Annotated in this window: 28 protein-coding genes; 1 reads left to right on the plus strand and 27 read right to left on the minus strand. The window is 44.2% G+C overall.

Features of this window, described 5'->3' with window-relative positions:
- The 11 genes from LGZ99_RS21675 to LGZ99_RS21725 form a co-directional block, all read right to left on the minus strand.
- Positions 1-947: tail fiber protein (locus LGZ99_RS21675; RefSeq protein ID WP_390894048.1), on the minus strand; the 947-nt coding region annotated here is incomplete at its 3' end.
- Positions 934-1,590: a DUF2612 domain-containing protein gene (locus LGZ99_RS21680; RefSeq protein WP_011147095.1), complete on the minus strand. Its 657-nt coding sequence runs from the start codon at positions 1,588-1,590 to the stop codon at positions 934-936. The genes LGZ99_RS21675 and LGZ99_RS21680, both read right to left, overlap by 14 nt.
- Complete coding sequence (locus LGZ99_RS21685; protein ID WP_011147096.1) at positions 1,583-2,716, minus strand: baseplate J/gp47 family protein; 1,134 nt, start codon at positions 2,714-2,716, stop codon at positions 1,583-1,585. Before LGZ99_RS21685 ends, LGZ99_RS21680 begins: the two co-directional genes overlap by 8 nt.
- Positions 2,700-3,062: a contractile injection system sheath initiator gene (locus LGZ99_RS21690; protein WP_011147097.1), complete on the minus strand. Its 363-nt coding sequence runs from the start codon at positions 3,060-3,062 to the stop codon at positions 2,700-2,702. Before LGZ99_RS21690 ends, LGZ99_RS21685 begins: the two co-directional genes overlap by 17 nt.
- Positions 3,059-3,730 carry a Gp138 family membrane-puncturing spike protein gene (locus tag LGZ99_RS21695; protein ID WP_011147098.1) on the minus strand — a complete coding sequence of 224 codons (672 nt, stop codon included), beginning with the start codon at positions 3,728-3,730 and terminating at the stop codon, positions 3,059-3,061. Before LGZ99_RS21695 ends, LGZ99_RS21690 begins: the two co-directional genes overlap by 4 nt.
- On the minus strand, positions 3,705-4,550 hold the full coding sequence (locus tag LGZ99_RS21700; RefSeq protein WP_262979586.1) for a phage protein: 846 nt from the start codon (positions 4,548-4,550) through the stop codon (positions 3,705-3,707). The genes LGZ99_RS21695 and LGZ99_RS21700 overlap by 26 nt, the downstream gene beginning before the upstream one ends.
- The gene (locus tag LGZ99_RS21705; RefSeq protein WP_011147100.1) at positions 4,525-4,863 is read right to left on the minus strand and encodes a phage baseplate plug family protein; all 339 of its coding nucleotides are present in this window, start codon (positions 4,861-4,863) and stop codon (positions 4,525-4,527) included. The genes LGZ99_RS21700 and LGZ99_RS21705 overlap by 26 nt, the downstream gene beginning before the upstream one ends.
- Complete coding sequence (locus LGZ99_RS21710) at positions 4,860-5,579, minus strand: phage baseplate protein (protein WP_011147101.1); 720 nt, start codon at positions 5,577-5,579, stop codon at positions 4,860-4,862. The genes LGZ99_RS21705 and LGZ99_RS21710 overlap by 4 nt, the downstream gene beginning before the upstream one ends.
- 146 nt (positions 5,580-5,725) lie before the next feature.
- Positions 5,726-5,875: a type I toxin-antitoxin system Hok/Gef family toxin gene (locus tag LGZ99_RS21715; RefSeq protein ID WP_021327110.1), complete on the minus strand. Its 150-nt coding sequence runs from the start codon at positions 5,873-5,875 to the stop codon at positions 5,726-5,728.
- Between the two features lie 237 nt (positions 5,876-6,112).
- Complete coding sequence (locus LGZ99_RS21720; RefSeq protein WP_041380929.1) at positions 6,113-6,871, minus strand: BRO-N domain-containing protein; 759 nt, start codon at positions 6,869-6,871, stop codon at positions 6,113-6,115.
- 172 nt (positions 6,872-7,043) lie between these two features.
- Positions 7,044-7,217 (minus strand): hypothetical protein, encoded by a 174-nt coding sequence (locus LGZ99_RS21725; protein WP_011147104.1) that lies wholly within the window; start codon positions 7,215-7,217, stop codon positions 7,044-7,046.
- Positions 7,218-7,333: 116 nt separating this feature from the next.
- Between LGZ99_RS21725 and LGZ99_RS21730 the strand changes: the two genes are divergently transcribed.
- Positions 7,334-7,603 carry an Arc family DNA-binding protein gene (locus tag LGZ99_RS21730; RefSeq protein WP_041380931.1) on the plus strand — a complete coding sequence of 90 codons (270 nt, stop codon included), beginning with the start codon at positions 7,334-7,336 and terminating at the stop codon, positions 7,601-7,603.
- A 17-nt stretch (positions 7,604-7,620) separates the two neighbouring features.
- On the opposite strand, the gene LGZ99_RS21735 is transcribed toward LGZ99_RS21730, so the two are convergent.
- The 16 genes from LGZ99_RS21735 to LGZ99_RS21810 all read right to left on the minus strand — a co-directional run bounded on the left by LGZ99_RS21735 (position 7,621) and on the right by LGZ99_RS21810 (position 20,561).
- The gene (locus LGZ99_RS21735) at positions 7,621-7,908 is read right to left on the minus strand and encodes a DUF6694 family lipoprotein (RefSeq protein WP_011147106.1); all 288 of its coding nucleotides are present in this window, start codon (positions 7,906-7,908) and stop codon (positions 7,621-7,623) included.
- 68 nt (positions 7,909-7,976) lie between these two features.
- Entirely contained in the window at positions 7,977-9,965 is a 1,989-nt protein-coding gene (locus tag LGZ99_RS21740) for a phage tail tape measure protein (RefSeq protein ID WP_011147107.1), read from the minus strand.
- A 147-nt stretch (positions 9,966-10,112) separates the two neighbouring features.
- On the minus strand, positions 10,113-10,508 hold the full coding sequence (locus LGZ99_RS21745; RefSeq protein ID WP_011147109.1) for a phage tail assembly chaperone: 396 nt from the start codon (positions 10,506-10,508) through the stop codon (positions 10,113-10,115).
- Entirely contained in the window at positions 10,508-10,936 is a 429-nt protein-coding gene (locus tag LGZ99_RS21750) for a tail tube family protein (protein ID WP_011147110.1), read from the minus strand. Before LGZ99_RS21750 ends, LGZ99_RS21745 begins: the two co-directional genes overlap by 1 nt.
- 9 nt (positions 10,937-10,945) lie before the next feature.
- Entirely contained in the window at positions 10,946-12,457 is a 1,512-nt protein-coding gene (locus LGZ99_RS21755; RefSeq protein ID WP_011147111.1) for a DUF3383 domain-containing protein, read from the minus strand.
- A 2-nt stretch (positions 12,458-12,459) separates the two neighbouring features.
- Entirely contained in the window at positions 12,460-12,954 is a 495-nt protein-coding gene (locus LGZ99_RS21760; protein ID WP_041380125.1) for a phage neck terminator protein, read from the minus strand.
- Entirely contained in the window at positions 12,878-13,228 is a 351-nt protein-coding gene (locus LGZ99_RS21765) for a hypothetical protein (protein ID WP_011147113.1), read from the minus strand. Before LGZ99_RS21765 ends, LGZ99_RS21760 begins: the two co-directional genes overlap by 77 nt.
- The gene (locus LGZ99_RS21770) at positions 13,209-13,802 is read right to left on the minus strand and encodes a phage virion morphogenesis protein (protein WP_011147114.1); all 594 of its coding nucleotides are present in this window, start codon (positions 13,800-13,802) and stop codon (positions 13,209-13,211) included. The genes LGZ99_RS21765 and LGZ99_RS21770 overlap by 20 nt, the downstream gene beginning before the upstream one ends.
- Positions 13,799-14,161 carry a DUF4054 domain-containing protein gene (locus LGZ99_RS21775; RefSeq protein WP_011147115.1) on the minus strand — a complete coding sequence of 121 codons (363 nt, stop codon included), beginning with the start codon at positions 14,159-14,161 and terminating at the stop codon, positions 13,799-13,801. The genes LGZ99_RS21770 and LGZ99_RS21775 overlap by 4 nt, the downstream gene beginning before the upstream one ends.
- 14 nt (positions 14,162-14,175) lie before the next feature.
- Complete coding sequence (locus LGZ99_RS21780) at positions 14,176-15,135, minus strand: DUF2184 domain-containing protein (RefSeq protein WP_011147116.1); 960 nt, start codon at positions 15,133-15,135, stop codon at positions 14,176-14,178.
- Positions 15,136-15,139: 4 nt separating this feature from the next.
- On the minus strand, positions 15,140-15,625 hold the full coding sequence (locus LGZ99_RS21785) for a structural cement protein Gp24 (RefSeq protein ID WP_011147117.1): 486 nt from the start codon (positions 15,623-15,625) through the stop codon (positions 15,140-15,142).
- Positions 15,626-15,627: 2 nt separating this feature from the next.
- Entirely contained in the window at positions 15,628-16,785 is a 1,158-nt protein-coding gene (locus tag LGZ99_RS21790; protein WP_011147118.1) for a DUF2213 domain-containing protein, read from the minus strand.
- Between the two features lie 3 nt (positions 16,786-16,788).
- Complete coding sequence (locus tag LGZ99_RS21795; protein WP_082303127.1) at positions 16,789-17,652, minus strand: phage head morphogenesis protein; 864 nt, start codon at positions 17,650-17,652, stop codon at positions 16,789-16,791.
- Positions 17,561-18,934: a phage portal protein gene (locus LGZ99_RS21800; RefSeq protein ID WP_041380127.1), complete on the minus strand. Its 1,374-nt coding sequence runs from the start codon at positions 18,932-18,934 to the stop codon at positions 17,561-17,563. Before LGZ99_RS21800 ends, LGZ99_RS21795 begins: the two co-directional genes overlap by 92 nt.
- Positions 18,934-20,163: a PBSX family phage terminase large subunit gene (locus LGZ99_RS21805; protein WP_011147121.1), complete on the minus strand. Its 1,230-nt coding sequence runs from the start codon at positions 20,161-20,163 to the stop codon at positions 18,934-18,936. The genes LGZ99_RS21800 and LGZ99_RS21805 overlap by 1 nt, the downstream gene beginning before the upstream one ends.
- Positions 20,160-20,561 carry a DNA-packaging protein gene (locus tag LGZ99_RS21810; RefSeq protein WP_011147122.1) on the minus strand — a complete coding sequence of 134 codons (402 nt, stop codon included), beginning with the start codon at positions 20,559-20,561 and terminating at the stop codon, positions 20,160-20,162. Before LGZ99_RS21810 ends, LGZ99_RS21805 begins: the two co-directional genes overlap by 4 nt.
- Positions 20,562-20,615: the final 54 nt, after the last annotated feature.

Consider the following 20,615-nt stretch of genomic DNA (forward strand, 5'->3'; position numbering starts at 1 on the left):
GGAAAAGCCCCCACATCCTCAGCAGAAGGCTTATTTTTTGTTGTATAGATATTAGTCCAATCTTCCTCAAATCCGTAACTATCACGGGCAGAGCGATAAGCAATTCCTCCGTTTCTGTAAACCACTCTTAACTGAAAAGCTGGGCAACTCCCGCTACCATTATAGAAGTGAGCAACAAGCTGGCTGTCCCCTGGACGCTGCAAATCATATAACCCCGTATCTGCGTTCCAAGGGACTTGATTATCAACAGAATATGTTCCTGTTAATCCCAGTTTAAATGCCCCCACATCCCCGGCACTCAGACTGATATCCCCGGTCAGCGCTTTCCCGTTCACTTTCCGACTACTCGGTACCGCACTATTCGCCTTACTCACCGTTTCCGTTAAACCGAGGTTTTTTATAAACTCACTTTTATTAGGGATGTCGGCCCCGTTTTGGGATTTTGACAGGCGAGTGTTGGCGTTGTTGTTGGCATTTGTGGCGCTAGTGTTGGCTGCATTGATTGATTTATTCAGTTCTGAAGACACGGTATTCAACTGAGCGTTTGTAGCGTAGTCACCTTTGTCTTGCTTTGTGTTTAAAGCATCTAGGACCAATTTTGGAGCGCCTAGAAAATCAGCCATTGACTGCCAATTATTTTGTGATCTGTCAGGTTGTTGGCTTATGTTTTGTTTGAGTGCTACATAAAACTTCCCTGAATGCTGGACTGCGGCATATTGCGGATAGTCTACAGTTGAATCCCACTCTGCTAACCCGCGTTGTGATAAGTACATTAACCACTCATCAACGCGCTTACCGATTGCATTAAACCACTCAAGAGGTGGCTTGCCCGCAGTTCTATCTAGTGTTACACCCCAGCCGCGAAGCACATCGGGGAACGTTTCAATCTCGCCGGATTTGGCATCTTGAGCAAAGACTTTATAGTCTGGTTTGTTAACTATTGACATCTACAATCCTCGTGAATTTTCCATCACCGAAACCGGACGCGTGGGGATCATTAGCCCATCCAAACGGGTGGCTATCAGTGATTACTATGTATTTATATTGCACGCCAATTGGACGAGATAATATGTCCAATTTTTTTATCGCATGCAGCCTGAAAGGGGTTAAATAACTTGAAGGAATAACAATATTCATTGTCATATCGTAATTATCGATAATGAACGCTTGATCTCCCAACAAGTAAGAAATCGATAATGTTATATTTCCAATTGTCGGGCGTTGGTAGTTTTTGATAACTTTGGCTTTAATAAAAAATTGATAATCTTTGTCATCAAGATTTGTTGAATCATTCAGAGAGTCCCCGTATCTATAGAAAACACCGGTATTAAAACCAAGTGCGCTATCTATTCCCAGAAAGCCGAAGTAATCTTTTGGGACAAATGATTTCATTGTTCGACTAATGCCAACGTGTCGCCCTATCAAATCTAATCCATAGTTTTCTGATTTATTAATATCGAGTATTTCAGTCAGCTTAACTGCTGATTTGAAAACTATCGCGCTCTCAGAAAGCAAAAGCCCGACTGTTTGCCGGGCCTTGGGTTTTCCTCTGTACTGCCATATCAAAAAATCCTCTGGTTTTTTATTCAATCAACACCTCCACATTCACATTTTCGTGTTTTATGACTGCGCATTGCCGAGGGCCAATATTTGCTTTGTCAGAGCCATTGACTGTAATTGATTTGATATAGAAACCCGCTATTGAATTAACTTGGCATGTCAGACGCATGGCATAAACTGATTCGCCGATGTTAAATTTAGTGGCTGCCAATGCTGACTTAATGCCATCTATATCAATATCATGAAATTCGCTAGTTCTGACTAACGCAACATCAATATTGATATCAATCATTTCAGCTCTATCAAAATTAATTTTTCTGTTCGCTCCAGCGAAGTTAATTTCACATGTTTGTTTACCAAAGAATGCACACCCGCCAATTTTTTTCTTAATTAACATCAGCGCAATATCTTTATTATTGCCGCCGATAATAACAGCATTCATTGAGTGCGCAGGAACGCCAGTAACAGGATCTGTTTGTCCTGTGTAGTTTTCGTAAACTTCTGCTTGTCGAACATCAGGTAAAGATAATAAGGCCGCTTTAATACCTGCTCTATCATCATAGTTATTTACTGAATGTGATTGCATAAAACGAAGTAACAAATTACCGTCCGTTTCTTCATTAGTGCCCTGCTTTGCTGGTTTTGTCGTAACAACTTTTTCTATACCGACTATGACAGTTTCCATTTGCAATTGTTTGTCGGGTTGAAGTGTAAAGGATCCAAGTTCTTTACTACGTAGATTCACTCTTACAGAACCCTGCTCGTTAAGTGTGACATCGTCAAGCATTACCCACTTAACACGGTTATCATCAGTCAAAACTGTGTCTTTCGGTACGTTTACCCCAGCATTACCAGTTATCACTACATCATCAAGATAGCTGTATTCTGCACCACGGCGTATTATTCCCGCATACATTGCCCGTTGTTCTAACCACGCGCCAGTGGATTGATAGGGATCTAGCATCTGCCCGACAAAAGCAATCACTTGGTTAATGTTGGCTAGTTCTTGCGAAAACAACCCTATCATCTGACCGTCCGGTGTATCAGCCTCTAAGTTAATATCTTCGCCGTAGATACGCTTAAATCCATCTGCAAGGCGCTGGTGAATATCTGCAAGTTGGTCAATAACTATTCCTGTCTTAGTAATTTTGAGCATCTGCATTGACCTCATTTCTATTGCCGTAAATATCAATATAAGTGACAGTTACCAGTGATTTTCGGCTATCTCTATCAATTTGAATGTCAAAATCGGTAATTTCTATCACCCCATCGGTCTTCAGAACTGTAGTTTTCAATTCTGATTCCATTTGCATCAAATTTGGATTTTTCCGCAAATAGTCAAACCATCTCACTCCATGATCGGGATTAAGAAACCAGTCGTTACGAAGAGACATGAGCCGGGTTTGCACACACTGAGCAATGGCATCTGATTTTGTAGCGTAATCACTGCGGTTATCTCCGAACGTCCAGTCATGATTATTGTCTAAGCGTCTCACCCTCATTGTGGTTTCCCCGTATTGCTTCCACCTGATTGCACACCGCCGTGTACGTGGGTTTGCAGGTCAATGCCCCCGCCGACAACTTTTGCAGCGCTGACAGTCCCATTAGATTCGCTGTTACCACTGATCTGGTTCCAATTGCCGGACTGCTCGTGATTTCCTGTTTGTTTGCTATTACCCAGGTGTTCAATATCTCCCTTGATAGTGATCTTTCCATTAGTCATGCGAATAAATGTTGAACCGTCGTCAGTCTGCATAGACGCGCCACCAGGAAAGAAATCAGGTATTTTCTTCGGCTGGCTGCAAACTCCGGGGATAAAAAATGCATCGGAATAGTCATGAAGCCGTGCATCAAGGGGAGCGGATTTATTGCCCGTTGCATACCAGCCATCAATACACCGCTCTGAGAAGATAGCTAGCCCTTCATCACCCGCTTTCACCGGAACTGTAAAACAAAATCCACCAGCGCGCATAAATTGAACGGGAACATCTGCTAAAGGCGGTAGTTCAATAACTTCACCGTTACTTAGTGTCTGAGTGATCATGAGTTCGATTGTTGCTGTGTGGCCGTTGAATGAAACAACGCGGGCGGGTAATGCTGTGTGAATATCCAAACGCTCGTTTTCTGCTTTTTTATCGAGTACATCAAGTAGAGTTGGATTTTTGTTCATTATTCACCTTCTGATATTTTCCACCGGTGCACGTTATCAGCGTATGCCAATCGTCAGACATAAAATCGCCCGTATGCTCTAATTCAGTGATTTTATAGTCACCGTTATACTCAGGAATAATTGACTTAATCCGAACCAGGCTGCCGATACGCAATGCAGGATTGCAAAGGCAAGTGATTTGTAGGCCATCATCCGTTTTCTCAGGACTGCCGATCATCCCAGTTTCCTGAGATAAAACGAAGCCCTCGTTGTCAGTCAATACTTTGTTCTTTGGTAACACAATCATGTTGCCGTCTTGCACGGACCAATTGGCACCGTTGTTACGGGCTATCTTGTGCATGATGTCGCGTGCATTGCCAGTTAGTACCTTGCCGCGCGGTAACTGCCGATCTTTTGGTAAATCAACCACACCTTTATCAACTTTCATTGACTTTGTGGCAACTGACAGAATATCAGCATCAGTTGCCCCAGCTTTTAGCGTTTTGTTCACAAGTGCGCCTGTGTAAGCCTCGTAGCCATCCCCGCATGTCAGCTCAATAATGAAATCCAGATCATCATGAACCGTAATTGCTTCGATAATATCACCGGTATAAATCACTCTAAGCTCATCATAACCAACAGCTAGTGATGCCTTATTATAGGTTTTACTGGTAATCAGATTTCGATGTGATTGATTGAGGTTATAGACCCGAATTGTGGCCGGGTTGGGTTCGCTTGTGATTGTCTTGGATACTTCGAAAGTAACTCTGAGATTAGTGATTTCTATTGATTCTTTTGTGTTGCCGATAGTTAATTTAATTTGTCGTCCGAATTGCCTCATGCCATACCTCTTTATCGACAAAATAAATTTTCAGTCTGTTACCCAACTCAGAACGTCTAATAGAATTCAGGCCAAAACCGGAACTATCACTCATCACGATCACAAACGGTAAGTTCTTCGTTATCAATGCCGGGCTATTGACTGTAAGTCCATACATCTGAGCAATGTACTGATCTGTGTTTGTATTGAGCAAATCAAACTGCCAGTCGTTAGATATACGATTGAAATGCAAAGTAAATCTAAGATTCATATTAAATAGACTGAATGATTGCTCTTGTATTTCTTCGGTTGATACTGGGATTTCGTACATCATGAAAATATCCCCTTAAGAGCAGATTTTGATGTTTCTTTCGGCTGAGTCTTGCCCATCTGCTTTTTTTTAGGCGACTTTTTCACATTCAGCCCTTTTGCTTTCTGAGTTTCAACAATGAATATCTCACGCAACGTAAGAGAAAATTCTGCTGAACCATCACTCGTTTGTGTAACCCCAATGCTGACAATCATCATGTTCTCATAGAGCTTGATACCCGTCTGAACTGTGATTGTTTCACCTTTTTTCTGTAAGTTGAGCAAGTCGTTATATGCTTTACCAACACGATCAAGCGTCTGTGATGAATCATCAGCTAATCCCTGATAATCTGGTAGGAACGGAGCCATAGAGCGGCTTGTTGATTCAACAACAGCATCTACAGTAGAGATATAGCGACTTACCAGGGCTTCACTCTGTTTTGTCATAGCTCTAATTTCCATCGGCAATGGAAAGCTATCTATTGCTGATGAGTCAAAGCCCATGAGGTCACTGACTAGCCGCGGCGGTTCATAGCCAACCATGACGCCCGTTACTGTAATCTCTTTCGGTTCAAGAACCGCGTGATCTGCTATGGACGCCCCGGACTCGATAGGGTTTTCCGTCAATCTGAGTGTAGATGAGTGGCTTTCAACAGTAACAGCATCTAACTGAAACTCGCCAATTGAACGAGTGACAATAGAAGCGCTTTGAGTTGTTAAGAAGTCGCTGATTATGTCCATACTTTTCTCTACAACGAAAAAAAACCGCAATTAAGCGGCTTAAAAATGAATAAAATGATGAGATAGCAATTAAGAGTTGGTGATAGGGCGCTTGAGAGCCATGCTCAACAACAAGAGATGGCGGGGATTGCTCCCCGCCGTTGCTCTTACCTGGGTTCGTAATCCATGAAAACAGCAACCTCCGTTTGGCCGCTTCGGATGCGAACCTCACAGAGGTCTTTCCTCGTGACCAGCACAGCCGCTAAAGCGGCAATACAAATAACGATGGCGATAAATATCGCTTTTTGCTGTTTCATGGTTAGCGTCTCCTTGCCTTTCGGCGTGTAAGAGGCTAATCTTATGTTGCAAAGCATAAGAACTGGCCTCACTTCGATTTATAGTCGTGTGGGGCTTTCTTCTATCCGCTCCAGCACGCCAGAGACAGATAGTCTCAAGCGCCCGCCAAAAATATACCAAAGCAAAATATATATATCCATAATATTACATCACGCTACTGAATTTATTTACAGTGAGCCGTCCGTGGCCTTAAATCCTTAAGCTACTTCAACACCGTGGATCAAATGCCGAAGAGCTTTTATGCCGTTCTCATTGTAGCGGAAGGCTTCAACCTGCTTATCAGAGTAAGCGGACTTATCAAGGAAGAACTTCCCATGCTGCTCAGTTTTCAGATTGTGATCATTAGCAATCCGCCCGATTTTGTTAGCTGACAAATCCAGCATCTTCCCTACCTCACCGGCTGTGTAATATTTCTCTTCCAGCGCGGGAAGGGGAACAGCTTCAAAACCAACTATCGGGTTAACAATGTTAGCTGCTGCACACTGTTTTGCCTCATTACTCAAATTGGGCATAAGCTCAAACAGGTTAGTGATCGCATCAACCGACATCTTCAACGTTCTGGCTTTTCTATACTCAGGCAAACCAGACTGGCTTTGCTTGATTGAGTAACTGCCTGTCTCCATGATAGATGGAAGAACGGCTTCACACACCCAATCCTGAAAACGCTCAGCAGAAGGTAAATTACTACGCATTACCAATCTGAACATGTCTGACTGCCCAGCAAGAATGACACCACGGGGGTTGTCACCTAAACCCAATTCTAACGAATCGTTATAATTAAGTTTAATCAAAGACTTACAGTGGTCTTTCAGTGCCTTAGATGGGTTCGTGTATCCCAAGCCCTCGGCTAACTCCACAGCGAAAAACACAGGCTTACCCTTATATTTCAACCCTGAAACGGTTACTAATTGGTCATTGCTTGACTTAAACTCAAAATGTTTGATAATTGACTTCATATATCTCTCCGGTGGTATATCAACTTGGATACCAGCAGCGGCAAACTGCTGGTTTTCCGTTTTAGTACTCTGGAAAATTGATTCGCCATTCGTTACAATGGCTGAGTCGTTTATTACGCTAGGTAAATGACACTCAGAGGCCCTAGTTGTTCGCGCAACTGGGGCTTCGCTTTTATTGTGCTGCATTTTTTGCCCTTTCATCCATATACCAAGCCAAAGCCTGATTCAGAACTGCATTCTTAGAAATTCCCTCTTTATCTGCCAATTTGCAAATTTGCTCCTTCATGAACTCCGTTGTTCTCAGTTGCATTTGTGCGCTCTTTTTTCTGTTATCTAGGCTTATCATATTATCTTGTCCCCTTATTAATAATGTCACAATGACATGATAGCATTATGACACGCATTTACATGATGTCAATATGCTAGTATCCTTTTTCTGTTTCAACTAAACGATTAATGCAGATGACTAATAAACCCGTATCAGCGCAAGATAAATTCATGCTTCGACTACCTGATGGCATGCGGGATGCCGTTGCCGAAAGAGCCAAAGAAAATGGTCGTTCAATGAATTCTGAGATAGTCCAAATGATACAGGACTGTTTAGATAGAAAGGCTCCAGAGACTCAACCAACGGTTTCCCTCAGTCATGAATTGATGGATAAAATCATTGCCCTGGCTGAATCTATCGAAGAGATGAAAGATAAGAAAAATCAGTTAGATAATAAAAAATAAGCCCCTCGCGGGGCTGTTTACTTCTTCTCGTCCATTTCGATGATCTGCTTGGCAGTCTTGCCGCCTATCATCTTGTTGATTGCCTTTATCTTATCTTCCTCGTTATTTGTTACTATGCTAGCAGCCAAACCGACATTGAGGACAGCCTGTTTGAATTTTGCTGCATCATCCTTATCGAGAGAGCGATAAATTTCTTGCGTAGAAGACTTTAAAGCCTTAGAGCTTGAAGCATCAATTGTCAGATCTTTTTCTCCACATCCAACTAAAAAGATAGCCAACACAACCGGTAACATTAAACTTTTCATAAACCTTCTCTTACAACAGTTAAGATCGTTGCTAATTAAATCACTTAAGAGCTGCAAGAGAAAGCAAACTAACCACCAGCGCCGTTATAAAACTGTCCTTTTGTATTGTAACCAGCAATTTTCAATGCTTTATTAAGCTCATTTACAGAATATTGAGCAGCCTTTTCAGGTGACGGAGATGTTATAGATACATTCATATTTACATCACCATGATTTGTCGTTGTTTGTGATGAACTGTTGGTGGTATTGGTAGTATTAGCGATAGCTCCACCAATAAAATCACCTGAACCAGCTATAACAGAAGATTGAATATTCTTAAGGTCATCATCACTAAAACCAAATGTCGCCTCTTCTGCTTTTGTGTTTCCAGTGAAGAAATCTTTTATAGCCCCTATAACCTTCCCAACGGTCTTATCGTAATATTCCACAACCCAGTCAAAAGCCTTTTTAAACGGGGCTTTGATGGCCTCTATAACTCCATCAAAAGTTTTACCGATATTTGATACATACTTATCGGCCTCACTTTCATTCACCCCGAATAAGCCGAGCACGAACTTAAATGCCGTCTTAAATGGTTCTGTAATGTAGCCCCAGACAGCAGAGAAAATTTCTTCGATTTTTTCGGTAAAAGTCAGGTTGTCATTAGTGGCGATATCGATCAGTGACTTGACAAGCTTAAACGCGTTCTCAAATGGACTTTTGATGAAAGCAAACACAGCATCAAACGCTTTACCGATATTATCGATATATCTATCAGCATCTTTTTCACTCACGCCAAACAGTCCCTGCACCCATTTAAATGCCCTCTTAAACGGCGCGGTGATGTAGCCCCAGACTTTCCTGAATATAGAACCTAGACTACTTACAAAACCTTTAGCCTTGCCTTTTATCCAATCAAAAGCTTTGCCTGCCAGTTTCTTCATCAAATCCCATGCGTTGGCGGCCAGTTTTCCCGCAATCCCCCACATCACACCGAAGAAAGCAAAAAAGGCTTTGAGATAGGCAATCAGCCCATTCCATATTTTCATCAGTGCGGCGGTCATCCCGGCCCATGCCTCACTAACAAGATCCATATCGCCGGTAAATAGACCTACAAATAGTTTGAGGACGTTCCAGATATATTGGAAAACTCCGCTGAAGATAGACAAAATTGCTTTAAATGACTTGCTCCAGATTGAGACTAAATTATCAATGATATCCTTGTACTTAGCGTAAAAGTCTTTCCCCCACTTGATGACATCTTTAACCCATTTAACAGCAGGTCCCCAGAACGCGCCAAATAATGACTCGCCGCCATCTAAATAGACCATCAGATCATCAAGCAAGAGAAGCAGGCCAGCTATCGCAGCAATCACCCAAGTCACCGGATTGGCAATGAACGCCATTAGCATGGAACGCTTAAGAATTGCCAGAGCACCAACGATAAGCATAATCGCGGCTTTCCAGCCAATAGTCGATGTGACAATTTTGTTTATCGCACGGACTGAGTTGACAATAACCTGAACAACTTTGCCACCCACTTTGATAATCTTTGTCAGCCCGTCAGTGATGAGCTCTTTGTTTGAAGCGATCCAGGCATTGAAACCATTAACGGCCTTGGTCATAGATGGAACGAGATTGAGCGCTATCTTTGTCTTAACCGAGTCGATAGAGAGCCCCATCTTTTTCATTGACGCTTCGTACTCATCAGCCTGCTTTAGCTCTCTGTCGGATATCTTATAAAGCAGCCCTTTTTCTTTCGCTAAATCCTTGGCACCGGAGATAGAACTATTAATAAAGCCAAGCACTTTTGTGGTCGCAACACTGACAGCCGCGACAACCCCGACAGCCAGCAATTTTAATTTACTGATTGACGCCCCGGCCTCTTCGGCTTTTTGAGCGGCCTGCTCAGTGCTTTTAACTGACTCTTCGCCAACACCCCCCAGGATTTTATTAACCCCATTGGCCTCATTCGCGATCTGCACTGCCGCAGCACCGAGAGCGACAATGACATCTTTGATTTTCGCCGCTTGTGACGTGTCTACGCCGACGCTAACGAGTAGTTCGTCGATTTCCATCGTTTGCCCTCTTCTCAGACAATAGCGTTTCGGCTATGGCTTCATGCATATCCATGACATCAGAGAGTGAATAAATGGTGCGGAGTTCATGCAAAGTACACATGTTTCTCATGATCGGCGTCCACACCATCCAGTCAACATCACTACTTACTGTAGATTCAGAGCCGCCAAGTTCGGCATATTTACCGCAGAGGCGACCCCACCGGGCAAAAAATCCGCAAAGTGAAATTTCAATCCGTCAATGATTAGTTGGAAATAATGAGATCGGTAAGTATTGAAATGCTGATTAAACGTGTCTGGCTTCTGTAGTAAAACAGTATTGCCGTCCGCACCAATCACCGTGACATATTTCAAAATAAATTGTTCAATGCCCTGCATTTCCTGTGAACCAACATTTGAAACGATGGCGCCGACATCGATATCAACCTTATCACCCGCCAATTTAATGCAACCCTTTAACAGGCCAACCAGTTTTAAGGCGTGATTTTTGGCTTCGATGAAATTAGATAAACGGTGTTCGTAATTTATATTGTCAATAATCATCAGTTATAAACTCCCTTTTTGAGTTTCATTGTTGACCGGGTTGATTTCAGTGTCCACGTCATTGTGTTATGGGCGGTACCGCGGGTAACCGTGGGGGGCGTGGTGAAGAAACAACGATCGGCAATAATTTCATCACCGTTAATGACGTCTTTATAATAAATATAGGCCGGGGTATACGCTTTCGGGATATTGATCTGAGTATTGCGTAAGTCATTCAAATACTCATTAGATTCGCAATGTTGCAAAAGCTTTATTGTAATAATTAACCCTTTATTACACGAAGCCACATAAACACCATCCCCATCCACTCCGTAAGTCATATCCCCGTCATCACCAACAGGGGCAAAATTAAGCGCATCGGCCGCATTTTCGTATCCCGATATCTCATAGCCTGATATCGTCAGAATCGAGTTTGCATGATTGTACATACTTATACCTTAACGATTGAATTGGATTGATATATCAACGGAATGAATAGCACCCGCCAATTTGATTGCGCACATAATCGGCATGGCTTTACGCGCTTCTCTGTCAGCAATGGATTGCAAATCGTAGCTGTCAGAGTAGAAATAAAAACCCGCATCTAAGCGATTGCCATATGTCAATTCACCCACATCATTACCCCACCAGACACCACCAGCCAGGAAACCATTCCTCACAAACTCATTACCAATAACAGTCAAGGCACCGATCAGCATTGACTGACCTTTGTCTGTTTGGGGGATTTTTGTTGGATTGGCTTGTAATGTGGTGAATGCCTGTTTCTGACACGCATCAATGAATGCATCCAGGCCAACAATCTCATCAATGAATTGGCCGCCGATCATCGTGCCCTCTGCCAGCATCGATACACCGTCATAGTCGGTATAGAAGTTGATACCCAGCCGCTTGCATTTTTCTGCCTCTGATTGCGTAATCCGGTTATCAGAACGAACGGTTGTTTGCTGCTTAAACTTGACGGTCTTAGCTGAATTTTGCGCGTTCCAGTTTGTAGACAATGCAATAGCCAGTAACGCTACTGCGGCATGATCATCGCCAGTCTTGTTGTACTGAGACATTAAGCGGCCACTGTTTTTGTCATACAGCTTTTTGATGATATTGTCGTTGTTCCACTCGATTTGTTCATCACGCAGAGCGGTGTAAGCAGAGACTTTCATGTCAGCGGATGCAACCCAGGTGTGAATATCATCTAACTGTTCATCAGCAATAGCATCAGCGAAATAGACGCCGTACCAGTTTTGATAAACGTTCTGCAATTTATGCAGAGCTTCAGAGGGCAATTCTTTTTCGACTGTGATAGCGGCTTTGCCGACAACAATCGTTGCTTGCCCGTCTTCCAGTTTCAGCATTTTGCCAACGTAAGTACCTGCGCCCGGTTCCGTGACATAACCTAATTTTGTAGCAGGATAAGCACCGGCAGTTTGCGCCTGGACAATTACCCGGTGGCCGACAGTATCCCAAATAGCTTGAAGATTGCTGTCTTTGGGTAATGCCGCTTGCAGAACACTCGCCACATCAGAAAAATCAATTGCTTTACTGAAATTCAGGCCAGACAGCAAAACGTTTTTACCACCGACATTCAGCATCATTGAGCCATCAGTAATGGCTTTGAATGCGTTAATGCCTGCTGAGATCGTAGACCCTTTCAGAGCATTGGCCGTGGCCGGAATTTCTTGTTTCTCTTTCGCCCACCGAGCGATAAGAGCGCGTTTAGGCGTTGGACGCACAGAGAAAAGCGCTTGTGCTGTTTTGTAGGCTTCCGATTTGGTACCGAATAGATTTGCCACGTCTTGTGCGCTTGACACAATAATATAGCGCGTATCCGCATCAGCGAACGACGTGCCAATCTCTGGCGTAAAAATAGCTATCATACTCAAATCACGGCGTTGTGCCGCCATAGCCTGCGGCATGATCTGAGCATTGACCACCTCTTTAATAGATAAGCTCATTGCTAATCCTCATAAACAGTAATATCGACCGTCTTCGCCTGGTTTACTGACGTTTCAATTCGGTGGATATGAGAGAGAGTTAAATCAATTTGTGCCCGCTGCTCTTTGCCACCAGCAATAGCAGTGGGAAGATTACGGACCTGGGATTTTCGGACTATGCCAGCACCAAGACGCTTAAAAAGAGTTTGCGCGTAACTTGTGCTTAGAACACTGGCGAGTTTTTCGATAATAAGATAAGCATTTTTGCCGAAGGCATTAATAGAAACGATGGTTTCGCGGGTGACAGTGATAATTTCAATTTCTTTCTTAGCATTGAATTTATATTCTTCACCCATTAATTCCGATGTAACCCGATTGACCGTGATAAACGACTGCATATCAGACACATCAGTCTCACCGTCAGCATCAAGCACCTGAGATTCAGGTAATTTCAAAACCGCCGCTATCGTCCGTCTGACTGCCTTCGTATCGAGTTGCGAGAGAGTCGTAGTATCCATAGTCATTCCATCTTGCGTTGCTGATGATGCGCCAGCGATAGCCATTCCAGACGAAAAGCTCTTTATTCTCTACCGACTCTTGCGTCATCACTCTGACAGTCGGGTTATAACGATCCCCTTCTGGCAGAATTTGCAGATCTTCCGCTCCGGCTGGCTGAACGATACAAACAAGCACCCGGCTTTGACCGTCCGATGTTTTGAACTCCAGCTCTTGCCGAAAGAAATCATCGTCAAAGATTTCATTAACAAAATCATCAATCATCGCGAACCTCATAAGTAATGGATTGGACAAGCTGCCCGGTATCAATGAGCGGCTTACTTGATTTCTTCCTCTTGATAGTTGCCTGGCTTAATGGGGGATCAATGCCTGCCTGAATTTTCCTTTTGACATCTCTGGCGACCATCTCCCCCAGTTTTTCTAGCGCTTGCTGCGGGTCACCGTCATTTTTCAACTCAGACTTGATACCTTTCACTAATTTATTGGCATACTTGTCTTTGTTTTCATTAAACGTAGAACGCAGAAATGAGCGTTCTGGAATATTGATGGTGTGAGCAGGTACAGTATGGGTACTGGCAAAGTTAGACTTCGTTGCTTTAACAAACTTACCTTTTCCAGCAAAGGAACCATCTTTATTCATCTTGCGATAAACTGTTACCGCCCTCGCCGGAACCTTTATTTCTGCACCAAACTCATGAGCGACGGCAATCGTCACAATGCTTGTACCGTCCTGATCTGAATTTTTCGACGCAGGCACACCGACAACCACTTTCTTTTTACTTAAAGCCCTTATACGGGCCTCAAGCGCCTTAAGCCCTGCCCCCTTAAAATTGCCAGAATTCTTAATCATCGCACCACCAGCATATGTCGAGAGACAAGTTTACGCAGGCGCAAATACTCCTGCCCGTAACTGCTGGCCGCATAACCATCATGGTTAGCCCCGAAACCCGCATCAGGCGCAGAGTAGCCAATGGATAATCCACCAGCCGACTTGCTTGTCGCCGTCTGAACAGGTTTCCCGTTGCTGTTACCGCTGCGGGTTAATGCGCCAGAGACATAGAGGAGGTGAGCAGCAAGAGCCTGTCGCCCCTGCTCGTAGAGTTTACCCCACACTTTGCTGCTCATCTGATTTGCAGCATCTTGCAAGGCTATCTCTATGCGATTTTCGTCAATTTTGGCAAATTCAGGGTAACGGATGAGAAAATCCATGCTACCCCCTGTGGTTATGAGCTTTTATAATCTACATATACAGCAGATTTTGGCTGTTTCCACATTGCACCACCGAATGCGGAACGATAGCCACACTCAAAAGTGAGCAAGTCGCGCTGACGCACTGCCAGCAACTCGGGCATGTGCACCTTCATTTCGATGTAATCCTCACTGTAAGTATAAATAGCCAGACGAGTTTTCCCTTTAACAATGTTTTTAGCAAAGTTAGAGGGGACTTTCACAAAAGTAATGCTGAATGAATCATTGTTCGATGCTTTACGCAGTGCCGCCATAATACGATCCATTGCAGAAACAGGCAGCAAATCGACACCCACAATCACGCTGTTAGTGTCGAACTTCTGCATTGCCAACATAAAATCAGATGCATCGATTGCAACGTGGGTTGGCTGAATGCGATAACCCGATTTGGCCCAAGCGACGTTATAAGCATTAAGAACCATGTTAATGAATTCTTCTGCTGACATGTCTTTGATTGATTTGCCGGTTACTTCTGCAATTAACTGAACTTTAGATCCAGTTAGCAGCCCTTCTTGCCCTTTTACGCCCTCGTGACCAACATAACCAGCGTACTGAATTGTTGCCGTTGCGTTTGCATACAAATCATCTTGCTTTTTTGTTTGTAAGTTAATATTCAAGCGCGCAATTTTCTCCAGCTCCTGCTGTGTCCAAGTTGCTGATTTGCCCCACTGCCCGACCGGCGCTTTGTGCCATTCAATATCACTATCAATGGTTTTCAGTGAGTTCGTTTTGTTGCCAATAATGCCGTCTTTCAGAGAGCCAAGCACATCAGTTACACCGAAATCGACGTACTCAAGGGAAAAATCTAACCCCTCTGTTACCGGCAACGCTTCACCGATATTAATTTCGGGCAGTTCCTTTTCCTGCAACTGCTGGTCACGCTCTGTCAGCGCTTCCTGTAATACTTCTTCGAAGTATGCGGGTTCCATAGCCATTTTATTACTCTCCTACTTTTTGGGTGTGGATATAACCAAGAGTGATAGCTACACAGTGATTACCCGCGCTAACTTCTTCAGCCCAATAGCCTAGATCAATATTGCCTTTTGCTGTGCTAGTCACTTTTCCCACATCCTTACCCGTTGCAACGATATAAACTTTATCCCCACGAGTGAATGTATCTTTTTCAACCGCCAGCGCTCCTACACAGTCACCATGAGAGAAATGTCCTACATTGACTTGTTTATTATGCGGAGCTGCGTCACCGTAAATGTCACGAACGACAATGCCGTGGATAACGTCGCTTGCAGAAGTGATAGGTTTCACCCCACCCTCTGGGTTTACCGCGACGAAAGTACCGTAGGGCAGCGCTATTTCAGTGCGGTTTTCTTCCCCCCACACTTTATCGTTTGAGCTTGAAGCCCGTTTGATAGAGCCGGGTTTGATCGTGCCGGTTTCGGCGTCCCAATCTGTAAATCCAAAGGCCATAATTATTTACCCCCTAAACGCTGAGAAGCTGTTTTCTTCGCTTTCGCTGAATCGTTCAGCAATGCCGCCCCGATGTTGCTACGTGGTTTATTTAGCGCACTAGCCGCAGCATAAGCTGCCCGAATTTCATCATCCGACATGGCTTTCACTTGTGAATCATTGAATGCCCCAGTACTTAACAGTGCGAGCATGCGCACATCACGCGCACATTTCGCATCGTTAAATTGAACCTTAGGGAAACGTGCTTTGGCGTCATTCAATGTTGTGCTTGTGTCGCTTTCGCCTTTCAATTTTTCCAGTTCTTCCTTAAGTGCCTGGTTCTCTGCTTTGAGTTGTTCGTTTTCAGCTTCCAATGCAGCGATACGGGCGTCTTTGTCATCACTGCCACCAGCCGGATCAGGATCAGCATCATTGGGTGGCGGTGTTCCAGCCCCTTTTGACTGCTCAAGCTGAGCTTTAAGCTCTTCCAGTTGCGCCACAACTTCTTGGGCTTTTGCAGTGGCCTCTGGTGTTGCATTACCTTCCAGTTCTTGCAAGGTTTTCTCTAATGCGGCAATCATGCCGATCAGCTCTTCCTCGGTCAGTGGTTGCCCCTCGGCATCGTTAGCGCGCTTACCCTTAAGCAACGCAATGACATCTTTCAATGAGAGTTTCTTCATTGGTCTACCTTTTTTATCGTTTAGTCTACAATCAGCGCCGACGCGCCCTTCCGCTACAACGGCAACGTGATTGCCGAGGATATTGATTTGATGTAATTCACCGTTTTTCTCGACTATCTCAGTGGGTTCATAACCGACTGAAAGCTCTCTAATGCCTTTTTCTTCAAGTAATTGAATCGCCTTGGCATCTTTCAGATACACATCACAAACAACGTAATCGCCTTCTATGCGTACGTTCTGTATGTGTCCAATTGCTTTATCTTTCCACTCGTCAGCATTGACCTCACCGCTGAGCGGATGCGTTAGCGTGACGGGTAATCCTTCAAATGATTTAAGAGTTTCGGGTTTTGAAAGTTCTTCGATGGTTCGGTGAATAGTGATTTTTCTGTTTGCATCAGCGCCAGTTAACTTAACTTCATGCCCGTAATATTCGACGGGACCGGCGCGGGTAATCGTTGCAGATGTGACAACATACCCCTGCGGTGTTTTTTTCCATGCCATGAATTAATCCCAAGATATTTTCGGAAGAGCGACGCACCGGCATTGATAATCGTCACCGGGCTTCCCCTCAAATGCCCCAATGCTTTTGCGTTTCTTCCAGGTCTTCCCTCCATCGTCTGAATAAACGGTAGGGTCTGAGTATTTGCATGTCATATTGTTCAATACGAAATGACTGTCACGCTCTCGCTCATCACCCGCACCACCCCAATCGTATAAATCAATGCCGAGCGCTTTCTGGCGGGTTTCTGTCAGTGCCGAATTCAGTTTTGCCGTCTGGTCACGAGCAATAAGCTTCGCTCGGCTTTCCGTCACCTGGCCGCGCTCACGAATGAGAGAAACAAGGTTTTCATGACGCCCGCCATCAAACAGATTCGTGAACACTTTAGAGCCGATATCATTGATAAAATCAGTCTGTATTGACTTGATTAAATCGATATTCTCTTTCACAGCATCATCAATCTGTTTTTTCACAACCTCATCACCGAGCATCCCCGTCAAATCAATACCGAACGCTGATTTATAGGTTTTCTGTGTTTGATCTTTGTTTTGATCATTTGCACGCTTGACCATGCCGAATGACAAACGCTTTGCCATATCAGCAATAGACATATTCGCCAGTTTTTGTATTGCTCGTGAAAGTCTTGAAGTGATTGAAAGTGGCGGGGTGTTGGGTGCGTCGTTTAATATTGGTTTTTGCAAGTCATCTATCACAACATCTTGCATCATCCTGATAAACTCAATGAGCCTGTCGCGATACCAAACTTCGGTTCGTTTGCTAGGCGTTGGCGGACGCATTAGCCGGTTGCGAGCCTTCAAACGTCCCTGCTTGCGTTCCAGCATCTGTTTCAGGCTGATACCACTGTCCATTATTTGCCCCCGCCATAGCTTCGATTTCCTCATTAGTCACAGTCGTCAGCACGCCCCGTGCTTGCATTTCGCGCAGTGCAATATCTTCCGTAACAACGCCAGATTGGACTAAAGAAGTGAACCCCGTTGCATACTGAGTAAACCGTGTTGCTTCGTCAGCTTCGTTAATGCTGTCTATTGACGGATATTCATAGCTGATTGTGTCGATGCTCGCGGCTAGTTTGTCGAGAATGAATTGATCAACAAAGTCTTGCATGGGCCGCAACCGAGTTTCTTGTAACCCGTTGATTGTTTCGTAATACGACTTGTTATCTTCTTCACCAGAGTTAAAGCCGCTGGCTGACTGGCCGAACAAAATATTTATTGGCCGGTCAAGTGCGCCAGCTAAGACATTAGCCATCTTTGTAATAACGTCAGACAGTCCTGAGAATTGAGCTGTTTTTTGCTCATAGCGGCTCTGCATCGTGCTATCACCGGCGTCCATTAGCATTAAGCCCGTTGACGATTTTGTTTGCTTCATCACACGAGCATATTCGACAACTTGCGTCTCTTGTCCCGCATCAATTTGATTATTTAAACCCGGCAAAAATATGACATCAACATTTGCCTCCTGGATCGTGTCCCCAGTACTGACAATTGCCGCATCGAATATTTTGATAGCGTCATATGGCGCTTGAATGTCAGATGTTCCGTACTTCGTTATATCTTTAATGCTGTGCTTACCCAGCTTTGTACGATGGCAACGCGAATAATGAAACTTGAGTTGTTGGTTGCCAATGCTGATCTGGTAAGTCTGCGGATGTCCAAAATGTGGTGATGCGATATCCGAGATAACATTATCAGAGGGCGTGTATTCCTCTTTTCTTAGTACCAAAAACTTAATGATGTCTTCTGACTGTAGATTTAGCGGTTCACTAATCATCTCATCAGCGCAATCAGTTATTGCAACAATCAATGAATCTCCCAACAATGAAGCCCAAGTTAGCGCGTCATGAAATATCTTATAGACGGCTAGTGCTGTTTCTGTGTCTTTGATGCGCTGAACCAGAGAGCTATCAATATCACCGGATAATTCGCGGGGTAGCTTCAACATATCATCAGCCGTCTTATCTATGTATTTCTTGACCACCCATGATCTTTTATACATTGCGAGCAACTCTTTATCAGGCACATCTGCCTTATTATTGCTCGCATATTTTATTGCCGACACCCGCTCACCGAGAGATGTCAGCATACTGTGAAGGCCATCAGTAAGACGGCCAATCATCGTTTTTTTCGTCATTACATGATGTCCCAAACAGTTGTTCTGCCTTTTATGTATCCATCTAACCCATACCTGGCCGCATCCCAGCAATGGTTATGTGCGTCCTCAATAATGGGAAGCACCTCGCCGGTGATACGATCCACTTTGTATGAGTAGAGCCGGGCTTCTTTTGCGGTCTCTTTACAGCGTGGATGAATGATAATTTTCTTGAAACCACGTAAGAAAGTGATCCCGTCTTCTACACTGCCTTGCCATTTCTTTGCAGCTGATATATTGAAGCCTTGACGCTTAAGATAACTGATGGTTTCCGGTCTGGCAGAATCGGCTTTGATGGGCCACTTACGAGACTCGGGCACTTGGTCATAAAACGCGGGCATGTGATCGAGTTCCACCCCAACACTGTAAGCCTCACGGTCGATATACAGGCAGTTATCTAAAATGAACATGCGAAGTAGCGTGCTGGGGTCTCGGGCGAAACCGAAGTCAGCGCCGAACAATAGACGGTCGGCTTGCATCCACAGATCATCAGGGAACGATTCAATCTTGTATTTGTTCGCTAATACTTGCTTCTCTGAGTTCTCAAGATAAGCGCCCTCCCAAATCCACGCATAATCTGAGTGATCGAGACTTTCCAAGTCTTCCTGCCGTTCCTCCTCCAGCACATCAGGGAACCACGGATTATCACTGTAGTTCATCTCAACAATGATTGAGCTTTTCGGTGGTTTCTTTCTAAGTCGCTTATCCGTTGCGCTTCCGTCCTTTTCCGGGTTCCATGTCACCCATATTTCAGAACCAGACTCACGTACTGTCGGTCGTAACTTTTTCCAAGCTGTCTCTGATACAGATTCAGCTTCATCAATCCACGCCAGAAGAATACGCGCTTTTGATTTGATGCTGTCTAAGTTATGTCTTAAGCCACAGAACACATAGTTGACTAGCCTATTCTTTGTGCGGATATATTTTTCGCCAATTTCGAAATAGTCATCAAGCCAAGGAATGGAACGGATCGCCTGCTTCACTTCCTCCATTGATGATTCTTCGAGAGAGTTCATAAACTCGCGAGCGCATAAAATAACCCCACTTGTACCAGATTCAGCAGCTTGATAAGCCCTAACCGCACTCATCATTGCAAATGTCCGAGTTTTAGCGCTGCCCCTGCCTCCGTGTGCACCTCGGTAACGAACATTTTCTTTTGTAAATACAGGTACGAGTTTTGCGGGAATCGGCAGGTCAACTGCTACCGTCATTGCCCTGGCTCGACTCCAACGAGCCTGATAATAGTTGGTTTTGGAGACATAGAACCATCAGGGGACCGGTGATCGATTTCTTGTTTATCTGAATAGCCGTGTTTTGTTAACATCATCTTGGCAATCGTAGAATTAAAATCTCCAGTCAGCCCCTTGTTTATAAGCTTGTTTTCCTGCATGGCCCCTATGCCTTCTAAGATGTCCGAAAACTCGCTGGACTGCTTCCCATATTCATATGCTGTTGAACGTGCAATAGCCAAGTAACAAGCTAATCCGGCTACACTAGGAACGACATCACCAACTGATTCATAACCGCCGTACAGATAATCCCTTGCCTTAGCGATTAGCTCATCATTCAGCTTGCTAGGGCAACCAACCTGATTTGTTTGTTGTCCCATCTCTTTCCCTTAAATAAAGAAGGCCGCTTAGCGACCGGGTGAACCCTTTCCAAC

The sequence above is a fragment of the Photorhabdus temperata genome, from assembly GCF_025384845.1.
Taxonomy (GTDB): Bacteria; Pseudomonadota; Gammaproteobacteria; order Enterobacterales; family Enterobacteriaceae; genus Photorhabdus; species Photorhabdus temperata.